This window comes from Kitasatospora sp. NPDC057518 (genome assembly GCF_042802075.1).
Taxonomy (GTDB): domain Bacteria; phylum Actinomycetota; class Actinomycetes; order Streptomycetales; family Streptomycetaceae; genus Kitasatospora.
Map to the genome: position 1 here is coordinate 1 of NZ_JBHVEU010000155.1, position 17,892 is coordinate 17,892.

Below are 17,892 nucleotides of genomic sequence, written 5' to 3' on the forward strand. Positions count from 1 at the left end.
CGCGAAGGGTGGCCTCAGTGGTGTTCGGACAGCCTTACTTTGCTGGAAATGCCCAGGTCAGACGGGCTACGTTCAGGGCTGACGAACGACGACGGAGGGGAACGACGATGAGTGCGACCATGATGGAGGCCGACGCCGGGCACCAGCCCCGGATACCCGCGGCGGACCACCACCGGGACGTCAACGGCGGCTGGCTGCGGCCGGCCGTGTTCGGCGCGGTGGACGGGCTGGTGTCCAACTTCGCGCTGATGACCGGCGTGGTCGGCGGGGCGGCGTCCAACGGGACGGTGATCCTGACCGGGCTGGCGGGCCTGGCGGCCGGTGCCTGCTCAATGGCGGCGGGGGAGTACACCTCGGTGGCCTCGCAGCGGGAGCTGGTGCAGGCCGAGATCGAGGCCGAGCGGCTGGAGCTGAGCCGCAACCCGCACGGGGAGCTGGCCGAGCTGGCCCAGCTGTACGTCTCGCGCGGGGTGGACCCGGAGCTGGCCCACGAGGTGGCCAGGCAGCTGTCCGCGGACCCGGAGCTGGCCCTGGAGGTGCACGCCCGGGAGGAGCTGGGCGTCGACCCGACCGACCTGCCCTCGCCACTGGTGGCGGCCGGCTCGTCGTTCCTGTGCTTCGCGCTCGGTGCGCTGCTGCCGCTGCTGCCGTACCTGCTGGGGGCGACCGCGCTGCTGCCGGCGATGCTGCTGGCGGGGGCCGGGCTGTTCCTGTGCGGCGCGGTGGTGGCCCGGGTGACGGCGCGCAGCTGGTGGTTCAGCGGGCTGCGGCAGCTGGTGCTGGGCGGTGCGGCGGCCGGGGTGACCTACCTGCTCGGGTGGCTGATCGGCGGCCATCTGGGGTGACCATGGAGTGCATGGTTATGCTGGTGAGTGGGTGACGTTTCACACATGGGCCTCGGGCGGCGCCTGGCAGTGTCTCAGCATTCGGGCCTCCGAGCCGCGGATTCGCATCCGCGGACGGGCTCCCGGGATGGATTCCCAGGCGTCCATGATCGGCTTCTGTGGCGGCCCGGTTTCGCCCCTGTTTCAGGCGGTGGACGGTTGGGCACAATCGTCGGGACGTGCACTGTGGCACGTCCTCTCACACGCCCCCCGACCTGCGCACCGTCCCGCCATGTGGACGGGATATTCCGCTTCTCGGGATCGTGGGCATCATGTAACTCGCACGACACCGCACCATCGCATCAGGGCCAACGTCGTCCCTCCTTGCACCACCTTGCCGAAAGACGACGACGGGAGAGCCGATGCTGTCTGCATCCATGCACTCCGCCAACGAGCCCCAGGCCGGCGCCGCCCGCCAGCCGTACGCGCTCGTGCCGGATGCGCGACCTGCTGCCCAGGGCCTGTACGACCCGCGGAACGAGCACGACGCCTGTGGCGTCGGTTTCGTCGCCACGCTGACGGGCATCGCCGACCACACCATCGTCGAGCAGGCGCTGAACGTCCTGCGCAACCTGGAGCACCGCGGCGCCACCGGCGCCGAGCCGGACTCCGGCGACGGCGCCGGCATCCTGACCCAGGTCCCGGACGCCTTCCTGCGCGGGAAGGTCCCCTTCGAGCTCCCGGCGGCCGGCTCCTACGCCGTCGGCATCGCCTTCCTCCCCGAGGACGACGAGAAGGACGCCGCCGCCGTCGCGCGGATCGAGGCCATCGCCGCCGAGGAGGGCACGACCGTCCTCGGCTGGCGCGACGTCCCCGTCACCCCGGACCTGCTCGGCGCCACCGCGCGCAGCGTGATGCCGCGGTTCCGGCAGCTCTTCCTGGCGAAGGACGGCACGGCCGGCATCGAGCTCGACCGGACCGCCTTCGTGGTCCGCAAGCGGGCCGAGCGCGAGGCCGGGGTGTACTTCCCGTCGCTGTCCGCGCGCACCATCGTCTACAAGGGCATGCTGACCACCGGCCAGCTGGAGCCCTTCTTCCCCGACCTGTCGGACCGCGGCTACGCGTCCGCGATCGGCCTGGTGCACTCGCGGTTCTCCACCAACACCTTCCCGAGCTGGCCGCTCGCCCACCCGTACCGCTTCGTCGCGCACAACGGCGAGATCAACACGGTCAAGGGCAACCGCAACTGGATGCACGCCCGGGAGTCGCAGCTCGCGACCGACCTCATCCCCGCCAACAGCAAGGGCCAGGGCCTGGAGCGGATCTTCCCGATCTGCACGCCGGAGCACTCCGACTCCGCCTCCTTCGACGAGGTCCTGGAGCTGCTCCATCTCGGCGGCCGCTCGCTGCCGCACTCGGTGCTGATGATGATCCCGGAGGCGTGGGAGAACCACGCCACCATGAGCCCGGACCGCCGCGCCTTCTACCAGTACCACTCCAACCTGATGGAGCCCTGGGACGGCCCGGCCTGCGTCACCTTCACCGACGGCAACCAGATCGGCGCCGTGCTCGACCGCAACGGCCTGCGCCCGGCCCGGTACTGGATCACCGAGGACGGTCTGGTCGTCCTCTCCTCCGAGGTCGGCGTCCTCGACATCGAGCAGGAGAAGGTCGTCCGGAAGGGCCGCCTCCAGCCCGGCCGGATGTTCCTGGTGGACACCGCCGAGGGCCGGATCGTCCCGGACGAGGAGGTCAAGTCCGCCCTCGCCGCCGAGCACCCCTACCAGGAGTGGGTCGACGGCGGGCAGATCCAGCTCGCCAAGCTGCCCGAGCGCGAGCACATCTTCCACACCCACGCCTCCGTCACCCGCCGCCAGCAGACCTTCGGCTACACCGAGGAGGAGCTGCGGGTCATCCTCGCGCCGATGGCGCGCACCGGCGCCGAGGCGCTCGGCTCGATGGGCACCGACTCGCCGATCGCCGCGCTGAGCGAGAAGCCGCGCCTGCTGTTCGACTACTTCGTGCAGCTCTTCGCGCAGGTCACCAACCCGCCGCTGGACGCCATCCGCGAGGAGCTCGTCACCTCGCTGCTGTCCAACCTCGGCCCGGAGGGCAACCTGCTGGCCGCCGAGGCCGCGTCCTGCCGCTCGGTCGGGATCACCTTCCCCGTGATCGACAACGACGAGCTCGCCAAGCTCGTCCACATCAACGCCGACGGCGACCAGCCCGGCCTGAAGGCCGTCACGCTCTCCGGCCTCTACAAGGTCGCCTCCGGCGGCGAGGGCCTGGCCTCCCGGCTCGCCGAGATCGCCGCCGAGGCCGACGCGGCGATCGCCGACGGCGCCCGGATCGTCGTGCTCTCCGACCGGCACTCCGACGCCGAGCACGCGCCGATCCCCTCGCTGCTGCTCACCTCGGCCGTGCACCACCACCTGATCCGCACCAAGCAGCGCACCCGGGTGTCGCTGCTGGTCGAGGCGGGCGACGTCCGCGAGGTGCACCACGTCGCGCTGCTGATCGGCTACGGCGCCGGGGCGGTCAACCCGTACCTGGCGATGGAGTCCGTCGAGGACCTGGTCGCCCAGGGCGTGTTCATCGAGGGCGTCGAGCCCGAGAAGGCGATCCGCAACCTGATCAAGGCGCTCGGCAAGGGCGTGCTCAAGGTCATGTCCAAGATGGGCATCTCGACCGTCGCCTCCTACCGCGGCGCCCAGGTCTTCGAGGCCATCGGCCTCTCCCAGGGCCTCGTCGACGGCTACTTCTCCGGCACCACCACCAAGCTCGGCGGCATCGGCCTGGAGGAGATCGCCCGCGAGACCGCCGCCCGGCACGCCAAGGCGTACCCGGCCTCCGGCATCCCGGCCGCGCACCGCGCGCTGGAGATCGGCGGCGAGTACCAGTGGCGCCGCGAGGGCGAGCCGCACCTGTTCGACCCGGACACCGTCTTCCGCCTCCAGCACGCCACCCGCAACCGCCGGTACGACATCTTCAAGCAGTACACGGACCGGGTGAACGAGCAGTCCGAGCGGCTGATGACGCTGCGCGGCCTGTTCCGGCTGAACGGCCTGGAGCGGGAGCCGATCCCGGTCGAGGAGGTCGAGCCGGTCTCCGCGATCGTCCGGCGCTTCTCCACCGGCGCCATGTCGTACGGCTCGATCTCCCGCGAGGCGCACGAGACCCTGGCCATCGCGATGAACCGCCTCGGCGGCAAGTCCAACACCGGCGAGGGCGGCGAGGACCCGGACCGCCTGTACGACCCGGAGCGCCGCTCGGCGATCAAGCAGGTCGCCTCCGGCCGGTTCGGCGTCACCTCCGAGTACCTCGTCAACGCCGACGACATCCAGATCAAGATGGCCCAGGGCGCCAAGCCCGGGGAGGGCGGCCAGCTGCCCGGCCACAAGGTCTACCCGTGGGTCGCCAGGACCCGGCACTCCACCCCGGGCGTCGGCCTGATCTCGCCGCCGCCGCACCACGACATCTACTCGATCGAGGACCTGGCGCAGCTGATCCACGACCTCAAGAACGCCAACCCGGCGGCCCGCATCCACGTGAAGCTGGTCTCCGAGGTCGGCGTCGGCACGGTCGCGGCCGGCGTGTCCAAGGCGCACGCCGACGTCGTCCTGGTCTCCGGACACGACGGCGGGACGGGCGCCTCGCCGCTCACCTCGCTGAAGCACGCGGGCGGCCCCTGGGAGCTCGGCCTCGCCGAGACCCAGCAGACCCTGCTGCTGAACGGGCTGCGCGACCGCATCGTCGTCCAGACCGACGGCCAGCTGAAGACCGGCCGCGACGTGGTCATCGCCGCGCTGCTCGGCGCCGAGGAGTTCGGCTTCGCGACCGCCCCGCTGGTGGTCTCCGGCTGCATCATGATGCGCGTCTGCCACCTGGACACCTGCCCGGTCGGCGTCGCCACCCAGAACCCGGTGCTGCGCGAGCGGTTCTCCGGCAAGCCCGAGTTCGTGGTCAACTTCTTCGAGTTCATCGCCGAGGAGGTCCGGGAGATCCTGGCCTCGCTGGGCTTCCGCTCGATCGAGGAGGCCGTCGGCCGCGCCGAGCACATCGACGCCCGGGCCGCGATCGACCACTGGAAGGCCGCCGGGCTGGACCTCGCCCCGCTGTTCCACGTGCCGGCGCTGCCCGAGGGGGCCGCCCGCCACCGCACCACCACCCAGGACCACGCGCTGGACAAGGCCCTGGACAACCAGCTGATCGCCCTCGCCGAGGACGCGCTGGAGCGCGGCGAGACCGTCCGGATCCAGCTGCCGATCCGCAACGTCAACCGCACCGTCGGCACCATGCTCGGCCACGAGGTGACCAAGCGGTACCGGGGCGAGGGCCTGCCGGAGGGGACCATCGACGTCACCTTCACCGGCTCCGCCGGGCAGTCCTTCGGCGCGTTCCTGCCGCGCGGCGTGACCCTGCGGCTGGAGGGCGACGCCAACGACTACGTCGGCAAGGGCCTCTCCGGCGGCGTGGTGATCGTCCGCCCGGCCCGCGAGGCGGCCGCCATCGGCAACGACGCGCAGAACCACGTCATCGCCGGCAACACCATCGGCTACGGTGCCACCGCGGGCCGCGTCCACCTGCGCGGCAAGGCCGGCGAGCGCTTCGCCGTCCGCAACTCCGGGGCCACCCTGGTGGTCGAGGGCGTCGGCGACCACGGCCTGGAGTACATGACCGGCGGCCGGGTCGTCGTCCTCGGCGAGACCGGGCGCAACCTCGCGGCGGGCATGTCCGGCGGCATCGCGTACGTCCTGGACCTGCGCCCCGCGAACGTCAACGACGGCATGGTGGGCATCGAGGCCCCCACCGCCACCGACCGCGACTGGCTGCGCGAGACCGTGCAGCAGCACTACGAGGAGACCGGCTCCACCGTCGCCGCCGAACTCCTGGCGGACTGGGGCAGCGGGGTCTCCCGCTTCTCCAAGATCATGCCGACCGACTACAAGGCAGTGCTCGCCGCCAAGGACGCCGCTGAGCGCGATGGCCTCTCCGAGGCCGAGACCACTCGCAAGATGATGGAGGCGGCTAATGGCTGACCCCAAGGGCTTCCTGACCACGCCCAAGCAGCTGGCCGAGCGCCGCCCCGTGGACGTCCGTCTGCGGGACTGGAACGAGGTCTACGTCGAGCGCAGCCTCCTGCCGATCATCACCAAGCAGGCCGGCCGCTGCATGGACTGCGGCATCCCGTTCTGCCACAACGGCTGCCCGCTCGGGAACCTCATCCCCGAGTGGAACGACCTGGCCTACCGGGACGACTTCGTCGGCGCGATCGAGCGGCTGCACGCCACCAACAACTTCCCGGAGTTCACCGGCCGCCTGTGCCCGGCCCCGTGCGAGTCCGCGTGCGTCCTCGGCATCAACCAGGACGCGGTGACCATCAAGAACGTCGAGGTCACCATCATCGACAAGGCCTGGGACCGCGGCGGGGTCACCCCGCAGGTCCCGGAGCGGCTCTCCGGCAAGACCGTCGCCGTCGTCGGCTCCGGCCCGGCCGGCCTCGCCGCCGCCCAGCAGCTCACCCGCGCCGGGCACACCGTCGTCGTGTACGAGCGGGCCGACCGGATCGGCGGACTGCTGCGCTACGGCATCCCCGAGTTCAAGATGGAGAAGCGCCACATCAACCGCCGCATCGAGCAGATGCGGGCGGAGGGCACCCGGTTCCGCACCGGCGTGCACGTCGGCGAGGACATCACCGGGCAGCAGCTGCGCGAGCGCTTCGACGCCGTGGTCGTCGCGGCCGGCGCCACCACCGCCCGCGACCTGCCGGTGCCCGGGCGCGAGCTCAAGGGCGTCCACCAGGCCATGGAGTACCTGCCGCTGGCCAACAAGGTGCAGGAGGGCGACTTCGTGGAGTCCCCGATCAGCGCCAAGGGCAAGCACGTGGTCGTGATCGGCGGCGGCGACACCGGCGCGGACTGCGTCGGCACCGCCCACCGGCAGGGGGCGGCCTCCGTCACCCAGCTGGAGATCATGCCGCGGCCCGGCGAGGACCGGCCCGGGCACCAGCCGTGGCCGACCATGCCGATGACGTACAAGGTCACCTCCGCGCACGAGGAGGGCGGCGAGCGGATCTACTCGGTCAGCACCACCCACTTCAGCGGCGACGAGGACGGCAACGTCCAGGAGCTGCACCTCGTCGAGGTCGAGTTCAGGGACGGCCGGTTCGAGCAGGTCCCCGGCACCGAGCGGGCCATCCCGGCCCAGCTGGTCACCCTGGCCATGGGCTTCACCGGGACGGACGTGCGCAACGGGCTGGTCGAGCAGCTGGGAGCGGACCTCGACGCGCGCGGTAACATTGCCCGCGATGGCCGGTTCGCCACCAATGTCGATGGCGTGTACGTCTGCGGAGACGCCGGCCGTGGCCAGTCGCTGATCGTCTGGGCCATCGCGGAAGGCCGCTCGGCCGCCGCGGCGGTGGACAAGTACCTCGGCGGCAAGACCCCGCTTCCCGCGCCGATCCGGCCCACCGACCGCCCCCTGGTGGTCTGACGGGCCCCGGACGCTCCGACCGGCCCACCCCGAACCCCCGGCGCCGCATCGCCGGGAGCTCAACCCGCTGCCCCCGTCAGAGTCGCCGGGCCAACGCGGTCTCCTGGCGCCTGCCCTCTTCCCCGACCAGTTGGAGGGCGGGCGCCGTCGCGTACCCCCGCGGCGGCCCCTGACCCCTCCCCGGGCCGCGGCAACTCTCGGACAAACGGCCGGAGTTGTTCGGCGCCCGGCGGGTTCCGGGACAGTGGGCTGTTGTTCGTCGGTGCCAGGTGGCAGACTGCGGCCGACGGCCGGGGGGCTGGGCGAGCGCGGAGGATGACGTCGATGGGCACGACTCAGGCAGGCGGGGGCGCCACGGTACGGCGCCTGCTGCTCGGTACCCAGCTGCGCAAGCTCCGCGAGGCCAGAGGCGTCAGCCGGGAGGAGGCCGGGTACTCGATCCGGGCCTCCGAGTCCAAGATCAGCCGCATGGAGCTCGGCCGGGTCGGCTTCAAGGAACGCGACGTCGCCGACCTGCTCACCCTGTACGGGGTCGAGGTCGAACAGGAGCGGGCCACCGTCCTCGGACTGCTGCGCGACGCCAACGCCAGCTCCTGGTGGCACGAGTACGGGGACGTCCTGCCCGGCTGGTTCCAGAACTACCTGGGACTGGAGGAGGCCGCGGCCGAGATCCGCAGCTACGAGGTCCAGTTCGTCCACGGGCTGCTCCAGACCGCCGACTACGCCCGGGCCGTGGTCACCGCCGGCTGCCACACCACCGGGCCGGAGGAGATCGAGCGCCGGGTCGACGTACGGCTCAAGCGGCAGGCGGTGCTGACCGGCGAGCGGGCGCCGCGGCTGGTCGCGGTACTGGACGAGGCCGCGCTGCGCCGGCCCTGGGGCGGCGCGGAGCTGATGCGCGGCCAGCTGGACCGGCTGCTGGAGCTGAGCGAACTGCCCAACGTCCGGCTCCAGGTGCTGCCGCTGGGCAACGCCGGGCTGAGCGCCGAGAGCGGCGCGTTCACCGTCCTGGGCTTCGCCGAGGCCGAACTGTCGGACGTGGTGTACCTGGAGCAGTTCACCACCGCGCTCTACCTCGACAAGCCCGCCGAGGTGGCCGAGTACCGGCACGCGATGGACGACCTGGTCGCCGACAGCCTGAGCCCGGCACTGACCCGCGACCTGCTCCATTCCGTGCGCCAGGAACTGTAAGACGTCAGTACGATGATCCCCCATCAGGTCGGGTGCATGAGAGGGATCAGATGTCGTACTTCTCCGAGTTGGCCCTGCAGTACATCGATGGTGAGTGGCGCAGCGGCAGCGGCTCCTGGGACATCGTCGACGTCGACCCCTACACCGGCGACAAGCTCGCCACCATCACCGTCGCCACCGTCGCCGAGGTCGACCTGGCCTACCGCGCCGCCGAGCGCGCCCAGAAGCAGTGGGCCGCCACCAACCCCTACCAGCGGCGGCTGGTCTTCGAGCGCGCGCTGCGGCTGCTGGAGGAGCGCGAGCCGGAGATCGTCCAGGCGGTCATGGCGGAACTCGGCGGCACCGCGCTGAAGGCGGGCTTCGAACTGTCGCTGGTCAAGGACGTGCTGCGGGAGTGCCTGCACCTGTCGGTGGCCCCCGAGGGCCGGCTGCTGACCTCGCCCGCCCAGGGCCGGGAGAACCGCCTCTACCGGCTGCCGGTCGGCGTGGTCGGCGTGATCAGCCCGTTCAACTTCCCGCTGTTCCTGGCGCTCAAGGCCGTCGCCCCGGCGCTCGCGCTCGGCAACGGCGTCGTCCTCAAGCCGCACCAGGAGACCCCGGTGGTCGGCGGCGGGCTGATCGCCAAGCTCTTCGAGGACGCGGGGCTCCCGCCCGGCCTGCTGAACGTGGTGATCACCGACATCGCCGAGATCGGCGACAGCTTCCTGGAGCACCCGGTGCCCAAGGTGATCTCCTTCACCGGCTCCGACAAGGTCGGCCGGCACGTCGCCACCGTCGCCGCCGGGCACTTCAAGCGCACCGTCCTGGAACTCGGCGGCAACAGCGCGCTGATCGTCCTGGACGACGCCGACGTGGACCACGCCGTGGACGCCGCGGTGTTCAGCCGCTTCGTCCACCAGGGGCAGGTCTGCATGGCCGCCAACCGGGTGCTGGTGGACCGGTCCGTCGAGGCCGAGTTCACCGAGAAGTTCGTCGCCAAGGTCGCCTCGCTCACCGTCGGCGACCCGCGGGACCCGGCCACCCACATCGGCCCGCTGATCAACCCCGTCCAGGCCGACGGCCTGCGCGCCCAGGTCGACCAGGCCGTCGCGGCCGGCGCCACCGCGCTGCTGCGCGGCGACACGGTCGGCAGCCTGATGGAGCCGGTGGTCCTCACCGGCCTCGCCGAGGACGCGCCGATCCTACGGACCGAACTCTTCGGCCCGGTCGTCCTGCTGGTGCCCTTCGACGGCGAGGACGAGGCCGTCCGGCTCGCCAACGCCACGCCCTTCGGACTCAGCGGCGCGGTGCACACCGGGAACACCGAGCGCGGCGTGAAGCTCGCCCAGCGGATCGAGACCGGCATGATCCACGTCAACGGCGGCACCATCGCCGACGAGCCGGGCGTGCCCTTCGGCGGCGAGAAGAACTCCGGCGTCGGCCGCCTCAACGGCGAGTCCACGGTGGACGCCTTCACCACCCTGAAGTGGATATCCGTCCAGCACGAGCGCGCGGTCTTCCCCTTCTGACCCGCGGTTCGGACGCGAGGGCCTCCCGGCGGCTGCCGCCGGGAGGCCCGTGGCGTCAGGCGGGGTAGCGGAGCAGGGCGTCGGTGGCGAGCTCGAAGCCGAAGGGGGCCGGGAGCGGGACCGGGTCGCCGAACTTGCCGTTCCAGCGCCAGCGGTAGCCGCTGTCGGACGGCTCGGCGTAGAGCGTCAGGTCGCCCTCGCGCGGGTCGATCAGCAGGTACAGCGGGATGGCCATGAGCGGGTAGTCGCGGACCTTGCCGACCAGGTCGTTCTCCGGGTTCGACGGGGAGACGATCTCCACCGCGATGGCCGCCTGCTCGGCGGGGACCTGGTTCCCGCCCTCCTCCAGCGCCGAGAGGGGGATGTAGGTCAGGTCGGGGTTGCGGAGCTTGCCGACGTTCGGGGAGGCGAGGTCGGTGTTCTCGCTCGGCATCGTTCCGGCGGGGCGGTGGGCGTCGAACTGCTCGCGGACGAGCAGCAGGTTGCGCTGGTGGATCACCGAGGGGCCGGCCATCATGATGATCTCGTCGCCGGAGATCTCGATCTTCCACCCGGCCGGAGGCGTCAGGCTCTCCGCGTAGGCCAGCAGCCTCGCGTGGCGCTCGGGGATCTGGAACTCGCTCATGGCGCCATTCTTCCACCGGACAGGCCGAAAGGCCGTCGCCGGACGGGGCGACGGCCTTTCGCTCGGGGAGTGCGGATCAGAAGACCGGCTGGCCGGCGCGGACCAGGCGCCAGGAGTCGGTGAAGAACTCGGCGGGGTCGATGACGCCCTTGGCCTTCACCCAGGCGATCATGGTGTTGCGGATCTCGTCGGAGTTCGACCAGACCATCTTGGCCTTGGCGACGTGCGGGAAGTTGCCGCCGCCGTTGGCACGGTAGTTGTTGACGGCCAGGACGAACTCCGCGGCCGGGTCGATCGGCTTGCCCTGGAAGGACAGGTTGACGATCCGCGAGCCCTTCGGCTGGGCGATGTCGATGTCGTAGCTCAGGCCGTAGAGCGAGTCGTAGTTGTAGTCCGGGGTGGCCTCGGCGCCGGTCAGCTTGTCCTTGTCGACCGGGGCGCCCGGGGCGAGCTGGTTGTAGTACTTGACCGAGTACTCCAGGTAGTCCTTGAGCTGGGCGCCCGTCATGATGCGGGCCTCCAGGGTGTTCTCGTAGATGTAGAGGCCCGCGGCGTCGCGCAGCTTCACCTGGCCGGACGGGATCAGGGCGGTGCGGTTGAACGGGGCGGCCTGGGCCAGCACCGGGAGGTTGGCGTACTGCCCGCCCGCCAGCGCGGCCTTGACGGCGTCGGCCTGGACCCGGCCGATCAGGTCGATGATCGGGGTGGCCTTGAAGGGGGCGTCGGCGATCGACAGCGCGATCTTGCTGGTGCCGATGTTCTGGTTGACGTACGCGACGACCTTCTTGTGCTGCCCGGCGATCGCGTCGGTGATCTCCGGGTTCTCCGGCACGGTGTTGGAGTTCAGCAGCCGGGAGGAGACCGAGGCGACCTTCCAGGCGCCGCCGGTGAACTCGACCTCGAAGTCGAAGCAGGTCAGCCGCTGGCCGTAGCAGAGCGGCTCGGAGAGGACGACCGTGCGGCCGGTCTTCTTGTTGACGACCAGGCGCTGCGGGACCTCCTTGTGGGCGTGGCCCACCAGCACCGCGTCGATGTCCGGGACGGTCTCCGCCAGCGCGACCGAGACGTTCTCGGCCCACGGCAGCTGGTCGCCCCAGGTGGTCGCCTCGTCGCAGCCGGAGTGCGCCGAGACCACGATGACGTCCGCGCCCGCGGCCTTCATCTTCGGCACCCAGGTGGCGGCGGTCTCCACGATGCCCGGGAAGACCATCTTGCCGCTGACGTTGGCCTTGTCCCAGATCGCGATGCCCGGGTTGGTCAGGCCGAGGATGCCGACCCGCACCGGACGGCCGCCGCCCAGGCGCAGCTCCTTGATCACGTACGGCTTGAAGGCCGGCTTCTCGTTCTTCGCGTTCAGCGCGTTGGCGCCCAGCAGCGGGAACTCCAGCTGCTCCTCGTAGGCCTTCAGGAGCGGGATGCCGTAGTTGAACTCGTGGTTGCCGAGCGCGGCGGCGTCGTACTCCATGAGGTTCATGGCGACGGCCATCGGGTGGTCCGGCACGGTGTTGGCCTCGGTGTCGATCGACTCGATCCGGGCGTAGTAGTAGGACAGCTGGGTGCCCTGGATGGTGTCGCCGGAGTCGATGAGCAGGCAGCGGTCCCAGCCCTTCTCCTCGCGCACCTGGTTGGCCAGCGTGGAGATCTTGGCGAGGCCGACCGCGTTGTGGGCCTTGTCGGTGTACTCGGCGTCGGTGAAGTAGTCCCAGTTGAGCACCCGGCCGTGCAGGTCGGTGGTGCCCATGACGGTGAAGGCCTGCGTGCGCGGCTTGCGCTGCTGGCCCTTGGCGGCCGCCGCGTCCGGCTGGGCGGCCGCGGCGGAGGGGGCGGCGGCCAGGGCGGCACCGCCGGCCAGGGCTGCGCCGGCGGCGGTGGCGGCGGACCGGGTGACGAAGTCACGGCGGTTCAGGGTCATGGACGACTCTCCCGAGTGGGACGACGGCGGATGGACCGTCAACTGGTGTTCGTGAACAAAAGTGTGCGTGCACGCGTCGACGCGCGTAGAGGGACGCGCGTAGAAGTGTGCCGTGCGAGCCGGGGTGCTGAATAGCCCCCTGACCTGTCCAGGAGGTGAGATCTTGGCGACTCGTTCGTGACGGGCGTGGGGGAGACGTGGGGTGGTACGGAGGTGCGGAGTGGTACGGAGGTGCGGGGTGGCCGGCGCGGGCCGGCCGACGCCCGGTCAGGCCAGCTCGCCCGCCAACCGGTCGACCTCGCGGCCCAGCTGGACCGCCGGGTCCGGATCGTCCGGCCCCGCCCAGGGCTGCCAGGTCCGCGCCCGCAGGTAGCCGGCCACCGCGACCGGCAGCCGGTCCCGGACGATCCGCTCCGCCACCGGGCCCGGGCCGGCCGCGCGCAGCGCCGCCAGCAGGCCGTCCACCCCGGCGGAGGGCGGCAGCGGCACGGTGTCCAGGTAGGCGGCCAGCGCCACCAGCTCCGGGTCGGGCGCGGGGGCGGGCTCCGGTGCGGGGACCGGCTCCGGCTTGGGGGCCGGAGGGGCGGAGACCTCGGGCGGCTGCGGCTCCGGCCGCGGCGGGAGCGGCGGCCGGGGCTTCGGGGCGGGCGTCAGCAGCGCGCCCACCCCGTACAGCCCCGCCACGACCCCCGGCCACCAGACCCCGCCCAGCCCGGCGAAGTGCAGCCCCAGGCCGACCGCGCCGCCCGCGCAGCCGACCAGGTTGCGGGCCGACTCCAGGTAGCGCAGCGCCCGGGGGCCGAACCCGTTACTGGTAGCCACGGATCTCCTCGAACACCCCGTCCAGCGAGCCCGTCCCGTCGAACAGCTTGCCGCCGCTCAGGTCCGCGATCCCCTGGAGCTGGTTCACCGCCGCCTCCCCGAACCTGATCGGGAACACCGGGATCGCCTTCTCCCCGGCCGGCAGCGCGTCGTGGAAGCGCTTGAAGTCGCCGTCCGTCGCACCGGCGTTGCTCTCCCCGTCGGTCATCAGCACGATCGAGGTGAACCGGTCGTCGCCGGCCGCGGCCTGCTGGCGCTCGATCACCCGGTACGCCTCCTCCAGCGAGGAGTACACCGCCGTCCCGCCGGAGGCGGCCAGCGACTGCACGTCCGCGTCGATCGACGCCAGCTCCGCCTCCGGGCCCGGACTGCCGCCGGTGGCCGGCACCACGTGGGTCCTGGTCCACTTCACCGCGGAGGCGAAGGAGAGCAGCGTGATCTCCTCGCGGTCCCGGAAGCGGCGCACCCCGCGGGTGTCGTCCGACCCGGTCAGCCGGCCCAGCGCGCTCTTCAGCGCGGCGATCCGCGAGCCCTCCATCGAGCCCGAGGTGTCCAGCACGTACACCGTCCGGGACGGGCGGCGCAGCTCGTTCTGGTACGAGGCCAGCAGGCCGTCCGCGACCGCCCTGGTGCCCGGGAACGGCAGCTCCCGGCGGCGGTCCGCGGGCAGCCCGGCGGCCGGGGCCGCGCCCGCCGTCACCGGGCGGCGCAGCGTCAGCTCGGAGATGCGCTTCTGCACGTCCTCCTTGAGCAGGTACGCGGTCAGCCGCTGGAAGGAGTCGCGCTGCTCCTGCGCGGCGGAGGACATCAGCGAGAGCGGGTAGTCCGCCGACACCACGCCGTCCACCGGCCGCACCACGGTCAGCTGCTGCTGCGGCGACAGCGTCCGGTTCAGCGACAGCAGCACCGACTCGTAGTTCACCAGCGCGCCCACCACGCCCGACTCGGCCCGGGTGTACGCCTGCGCCAGCCAGCCGGACGAACCGGAGGTCAGCTTCTGGCCCTTGAAGAACTCCTTCAGCTGCGGGGCGGCCTTCTGCACGTCCGCGTCGGTCAGCGCCGCGCCCGCGCCGGAGAAGGCCGAAGCCACCGCGACGAGGGTGGAGAAGCCCGAGTTGGAGCGGGACGGGTCGGCCATCCCGTACGGCAGCTTGCCGGCCGAGGCCGCGGCGCCGACCTGCGCCCAGGTGACCTTCGAGCCGTCGCCCCAGCCGAGTTCGCCGAGCGCCGAGGAGCGCACGCCGATCGCCACCGGCGACACCATCACCGGGGTCTCCGAGACCAGCTTGGACTTCCCGGCCGGATCGAGCCGCAGGTACTGGTTGGACGGGAACCACACGGCGTCGTACTTGCCGTCGGCCCGGCCCGAGGCGACGGTGTCCGCGCCGTCCAGGGTGCCCGTCCAGGAGAACTGCACGGTCACCCCGGTGGCCTTCCGGGCGTCCTCCAGGACCGGTGCCAGGTCCTGGAGTTCACTGCCGGCCAGGACGCGCAGCACCCCGGGGCGGGCCGTCTCGGCGGGCGGGTCGGTGGGCTTCGGGGCGGGGTCGCCGCCGCCGGTGGAGGTGCAGGCGGTGGCCGCGGCGAGCACGGCGGCCAGCGCGGCCGTGAGCCAGCCGCGGCGCCTCGTCGGGTTGGTCACTTGGTCCCCTTCGCCGCGGCGGTCAGCTTCTGCAGGTTGTCCAGCGAGGGCAGGGTCGCCTGCTTGATCCTGGCGGCGGTCAGATCGGGTGCGAAGGTCGGTTTCTTCTCCCGCATCAGGTTCGCGAAGGCCTCCGGCTTGGCCTGCGGCCGCAGGCCGAACCGGGCCTCCAGGTTGCGCAGCACCTCGTCGTTCTGGAGGACGTCGGCGAGCTTGCGGCCGCTGTCGGTGTGGGCCACGAGGGTGTGGTCCGAGTAGACCGTGGTGTCCGGGTACAGCACCACCATGTCCCCGGTCGGCTTGTTCTGCAGCGCCAGGGTGGCGGCCTGCGACTCGTACGCGAAGATCAGCGGGTTGCCGATCCCCGCGCCGAAGTCCCGGAACGGCTCGTCGCTGCTGCTCTTCTGGATGCCCTGCAGCGCGTTCGCGGTGTGCAGGACGTCCTTGACGGCGGCGACGCCGGCGTCGTCCGACACCACCTGGTGGTTGTTGGCGACGTAGGAGAGCAGCGCGAGGTACATCGCGCCGGAGGACGAACTTTCCGGGTCGGTGGTGGTCACGAAGAGCTGGCCGGACAGCTCGGGGTGCTTGTCGGCGCCGGACAGGCCCTCCCATCTGCGGCCGCCCTTCAGGGCGTTGACGTACTCGTCCATCCGGAAGGTCCAGACGCCGCTGACGGGGTCCAGCTCGGCCAGCTTGTTGTTCTGCAGGACCTCGGCCACCGACGGGTGGGCCACGATCACCAGCGGCGAGTAGAACGGCACCAGCGGGGAGTCCTGCAGCTTCCAGATGCGCTGGATCTCCCGGGCCGGTGCCGCGCTCGCCGGGAAGGCGAAGTCCAGCCCCGGGGTCTTGGCCGCCTGGTCGCTCATCGTCCAGGAGCCGGTCGAGTCCGCCCGGACCAGCAGACCCTGCTTCGCCAACTCGGCCTTGACCTCGTCGTTCTCGAAGAAGGCGCGCTTCTCCGAGCCGATCAGGCCGGTGACGGTGACCGTCTTGGTGTCCGGTCCGTTGTGGTCGATCAGCGCGTAGCCGACCCCGCCCAGCAGGACCAGGGCCGCGACCACCCCCAGTGCGCGTCGCATACCGAACGCCTCCCCCTCGCCCGCTCCTTCGTCCGGGTGGTGGCCCGGACGCCCGGGCCGCGACCCGGGGGTGACGAGCGTCCCGCCGGGCGGGGAGCGGGGGCGGAAGCGGCGATGAACCAGGGGTGAACAGGCCTTCACGGAATCGCATCGACATCGCGGCGGCGGGCGGCGCGGGAGGCGTGCGGAGGGAGCGCGGGAGGGGCGTGGGGAAGGGTGCTCGCACAGCGGTCCGAGGATGTGTCAGATTGTTCAACTCGCCTTACGGCAACGGTCATCCCGCAGTCCGGACCCGCGTCGAGGTTACGCGTCGGTAATGCCTAGTCTCAGCACTATGCGCCGAGCAAAAATCGTCTGTACCCTCGGGCCCGCCACCGACTCGTACGACCAGATCAAATCCCTGGTCGACGCCGGGATGGACATCGCCCGACTGAACCTCAGCCACGGCCTGCACGCCGAGCACGAGGAACGCTACCGCCGCGTCCGCAAGGCCGCCGACGAGACCGGCCGCAGCGTCGGCGTCCTCGTCGACCTTCAAGGCCCGAAGATCCGGCTCGACACCTTCGCCCACGGGCCGGTACTTCTCGAACGCGGCGACGAGTTCACCATCTCCACCGACAAGGACGTCGTGGGGGACAAGGACCGCTGCGGAACCACCTACTCCGGGCTCGCCGGGGACGTCGGCCGCGGGGAGCGCATCCTGGTCGACGACGGCCGGGTCACCCTGGAGGTCGTCGCCGTCGACGGGCCGCACGTACGGTGCCTCGTCATCGAGGGCGGCCTGGTCTCCGACCACAAGGGCCTCAACCTCCCCGGCGTCTCCGTCTCCGTCCCCGCACTCAGCGACAAGGACGTCGCCGACCTGCGGTGGGCACTGCGGACCGGGGCCGACCTCATCGCGCTCTCGTTCGTCCGCAGCGGACGGGACATCGAGGACGTCCACCGGATCATGGCGGAGGAGGGGCGGCACGTCCCGGTCATCGCCAAGATCGAGAAGCCGCAGGCGGTGGACAACCTGGAGTCCGTCGTCGACGCCTTCGACGGGATCATGGTGGCCCGCGGCGACCTGGGCGTGGAGATGCCCCTCGAACAGGTCCCGCTGGTCCAGAAGCGCGCCATCAAGCTCGCCCGCCGCAACGCCAAGCCGGTCATCGTCGCGACCCAGATGCTCGACTCGATGATCAACACCTCCCGGCCGACCCGCGCCGAGGCCTCCGACGTCGCCAACGCCGTCCTCGACGGGACGGACGCGGTGATGCTCTCCGGCGAGACCTCCGTCGGCAAGTACCCCGTCGAGACGGTCAAGACCATGGCCCGGATCGTCGAGGCCGCCGAGAACGACATCCTGGCCGCCGGCCTCCCGCCGCTCACCACCGGCAACAAGCCGCGCACCCAGGGCGGCGCCGTCGCCCGCGCGGCCGCCGAGATCGGCGACTTCCTGCACGCCAAGTACCTGATCGCCTTCACCCAGTCCGGCGACACCGCCCGCCGGCTCACCCGCTACCGCTCGCCCATCCCCGTCCTCGCCTTCACCTACGAACCGGCCGTACGCAGCCAACTCGCCCTCACCTGGGGCGTGGAGACCTTCCTCGGCCCGTTCGCCCCGACCACCGACCAGATGGTCGAACAGGTCGACGCGGCCCTCCTCTCCCTCGGCCGCTGCCAGAAGGGCGACATCGTCGTCATCACCGCCGGCTCACCCCCCGGCCTGGCCGGCTCCACCAACCTCGTCCGCGTCCACCACGTGGGGACGTTGGACGCCTGAGGCCCCTCGGCGGCGCGGCCCCGCGG

At 71.6% G+C, this 17,892-nt stretch carries 11 protein-coding genes; 6 read left to right on the forward strand and 5 right to left on the reverse strand.

Annotation, left to right across the window (positions count from 1 at the left end; translation table 11 throughout):
* Positions 1-119: 119 nt before the first annotated feature.
* The 5 genes from ACFU7Z_RS17945 (at position 120) to ACFU7Z_RS17965 (ending at position 10,015) form a co-directional block, all read left to right on the forward strand.
* On the forward strand, positions 120-845 hold the full coding sequence (locus ACFU7Z_RS17945) for a VIT1/CCC1 transporter family protein (protein WP_107418648.1): 726 nt from the start codon (positions 120-122) through the stop codon (positions 843-845).
* Between the two features lie 416 nt (positions 846-1,261).
* Complete coding sequence (gltB, locus tag ACFU7Z_RS17950) at positions 1,262-5,863, forward strand: glutamate synthase large subunit (protein WP_380778195.1); 4,602 nt, start codon at positions 1,262-1,264, stop codon at positions 5,861-5,863.
* On the forward strand, positions 5,856-7,316 hold the full coding sequence (locus ACFU7Z_RS17955; protein ID WP_049651209.1) for a glutamate synthase subunit beta: 1,461 nt from the start codon (positions 5,856-5,858) through the stop codon (positions 7,314-7,316). The genes gltB and ACFU7Z_RS17955 overlap by 8 nt, the downstream gene beginning before the upstream one ends.
* A 324-nt stretch (positions 7,317-7,640) precedes the next feature.
* A complete protein-coding gene (locus ACFU7Z_RS17960; RefSeq protein ID WP_074000955.1) occupies positions 7,641-8,507 on the forward strand; it encodes a helix-turn-helix transcriptional regulator in 867 nt (288 codons plus the stop codon).
* Between the two features lie 50 nt (positions 8,508-8,557).
* Positions 8,558-10,015, forward strand: coding sequence for an aldehyde dehydrogenase family protein (locus ACFU7Z_RS17965; protein WP_049651207.1), 1,458 nt, complete (start codon positions 8,558-8,560; stop codon positions 10,013-10,015).
* Positions 10,016-10,070: 55 nt separating this feature from the next.
* On the opposite strand, the gene ACFU7Z_RS17970 is transcribed toward ACFU7Z_RS17965, so the two are convergent.
* The 5 genes from ACFU7Z_RS17970 to ACFU7Z_RS17990 form a co-directional block, all read right to left on the reverse strand.
* Entirely contained in the window at positions 10,071-10,640 is a 570-nt protein-coding gene (locus ACFU7Z_RS17970; protein ID WP_074000957.1) for a Uma2 family endonuclease, read from the reverse strand.
* Between the two features lie 76 nt (positions 10,641-10,716).
* On the reverse strand, positions 10,717-12,552 hold the full coding sequence (locus ACFU7Z_RS17975; RefSeq protein WP_074000958.1) for a bifunctional UDP-sugar hydrolase/5'-nucleotidase: 1,836 nt from the start codon (positions 12,550-12,552) through the stop codon (positions 10,717-10,719).
* Positions 12,553-12,819: 267 nt separating this feature from the next.
* The gene (locus ACFU7Z_RS17980; RefSeq protein WP_380778190.1) at positions 12,820-13,374 is read right to left on the reverse strand and encodes a hypothetical protein; all 555 of its coding nucleotides are present in this window, start codon (positions 13,372-13,374) and stop codon (positions 12,820-12,822) included.
* The gene (locus tag ACFU7Z_RS17985) at positions 13,361-15,016 is read right to left on the reverse strand and encodes a VWA domain-containing protein (RefSeq protein WP_380778192.1); all 1,656 of its coding nucleotides are present in this window, start codon (positions 15,014-15,016) and stop codon (positions 13,361-13,363) included. Before ACFU7Z_RS17985 ends, ACFU7Z_RS17980 begins: the two co-directional genes overlap by 14 nt.
* Complete coding sequence (locus ACFU7Z_RS17990) at positions 15,013-16,101, reverse strand: substrate-binding domain-containing protein (RefSeq protein ID WP_049651552.1); 1,089 nt, start codon at positions 16,099-16,101, stop codon at positions 15,013-15,015. The genes ACFU7Z_RS17985 and ACFU7Z_RS17990 overlap by 4 nt, the downstream gene beginning before the upstream one ends.
* A 334-nt stretch (positions 16,102-16,435) precedes the next feature.
* Between ACFU7Z_RS17990 and pyk the strand changes: the two genes are divergently transcribed.
* Entirely contained in the window at positions 16,436-17,866 is a 1,431-nt protein-coding gene (gene pyk / locus ACFU7Z_RS17995; RefSeq protein WP_049651553.1) for a pyruvate kinase, read from the forward strand.
* Positions 17,867-17,892 lie beyond the last annotated feature (26 nt).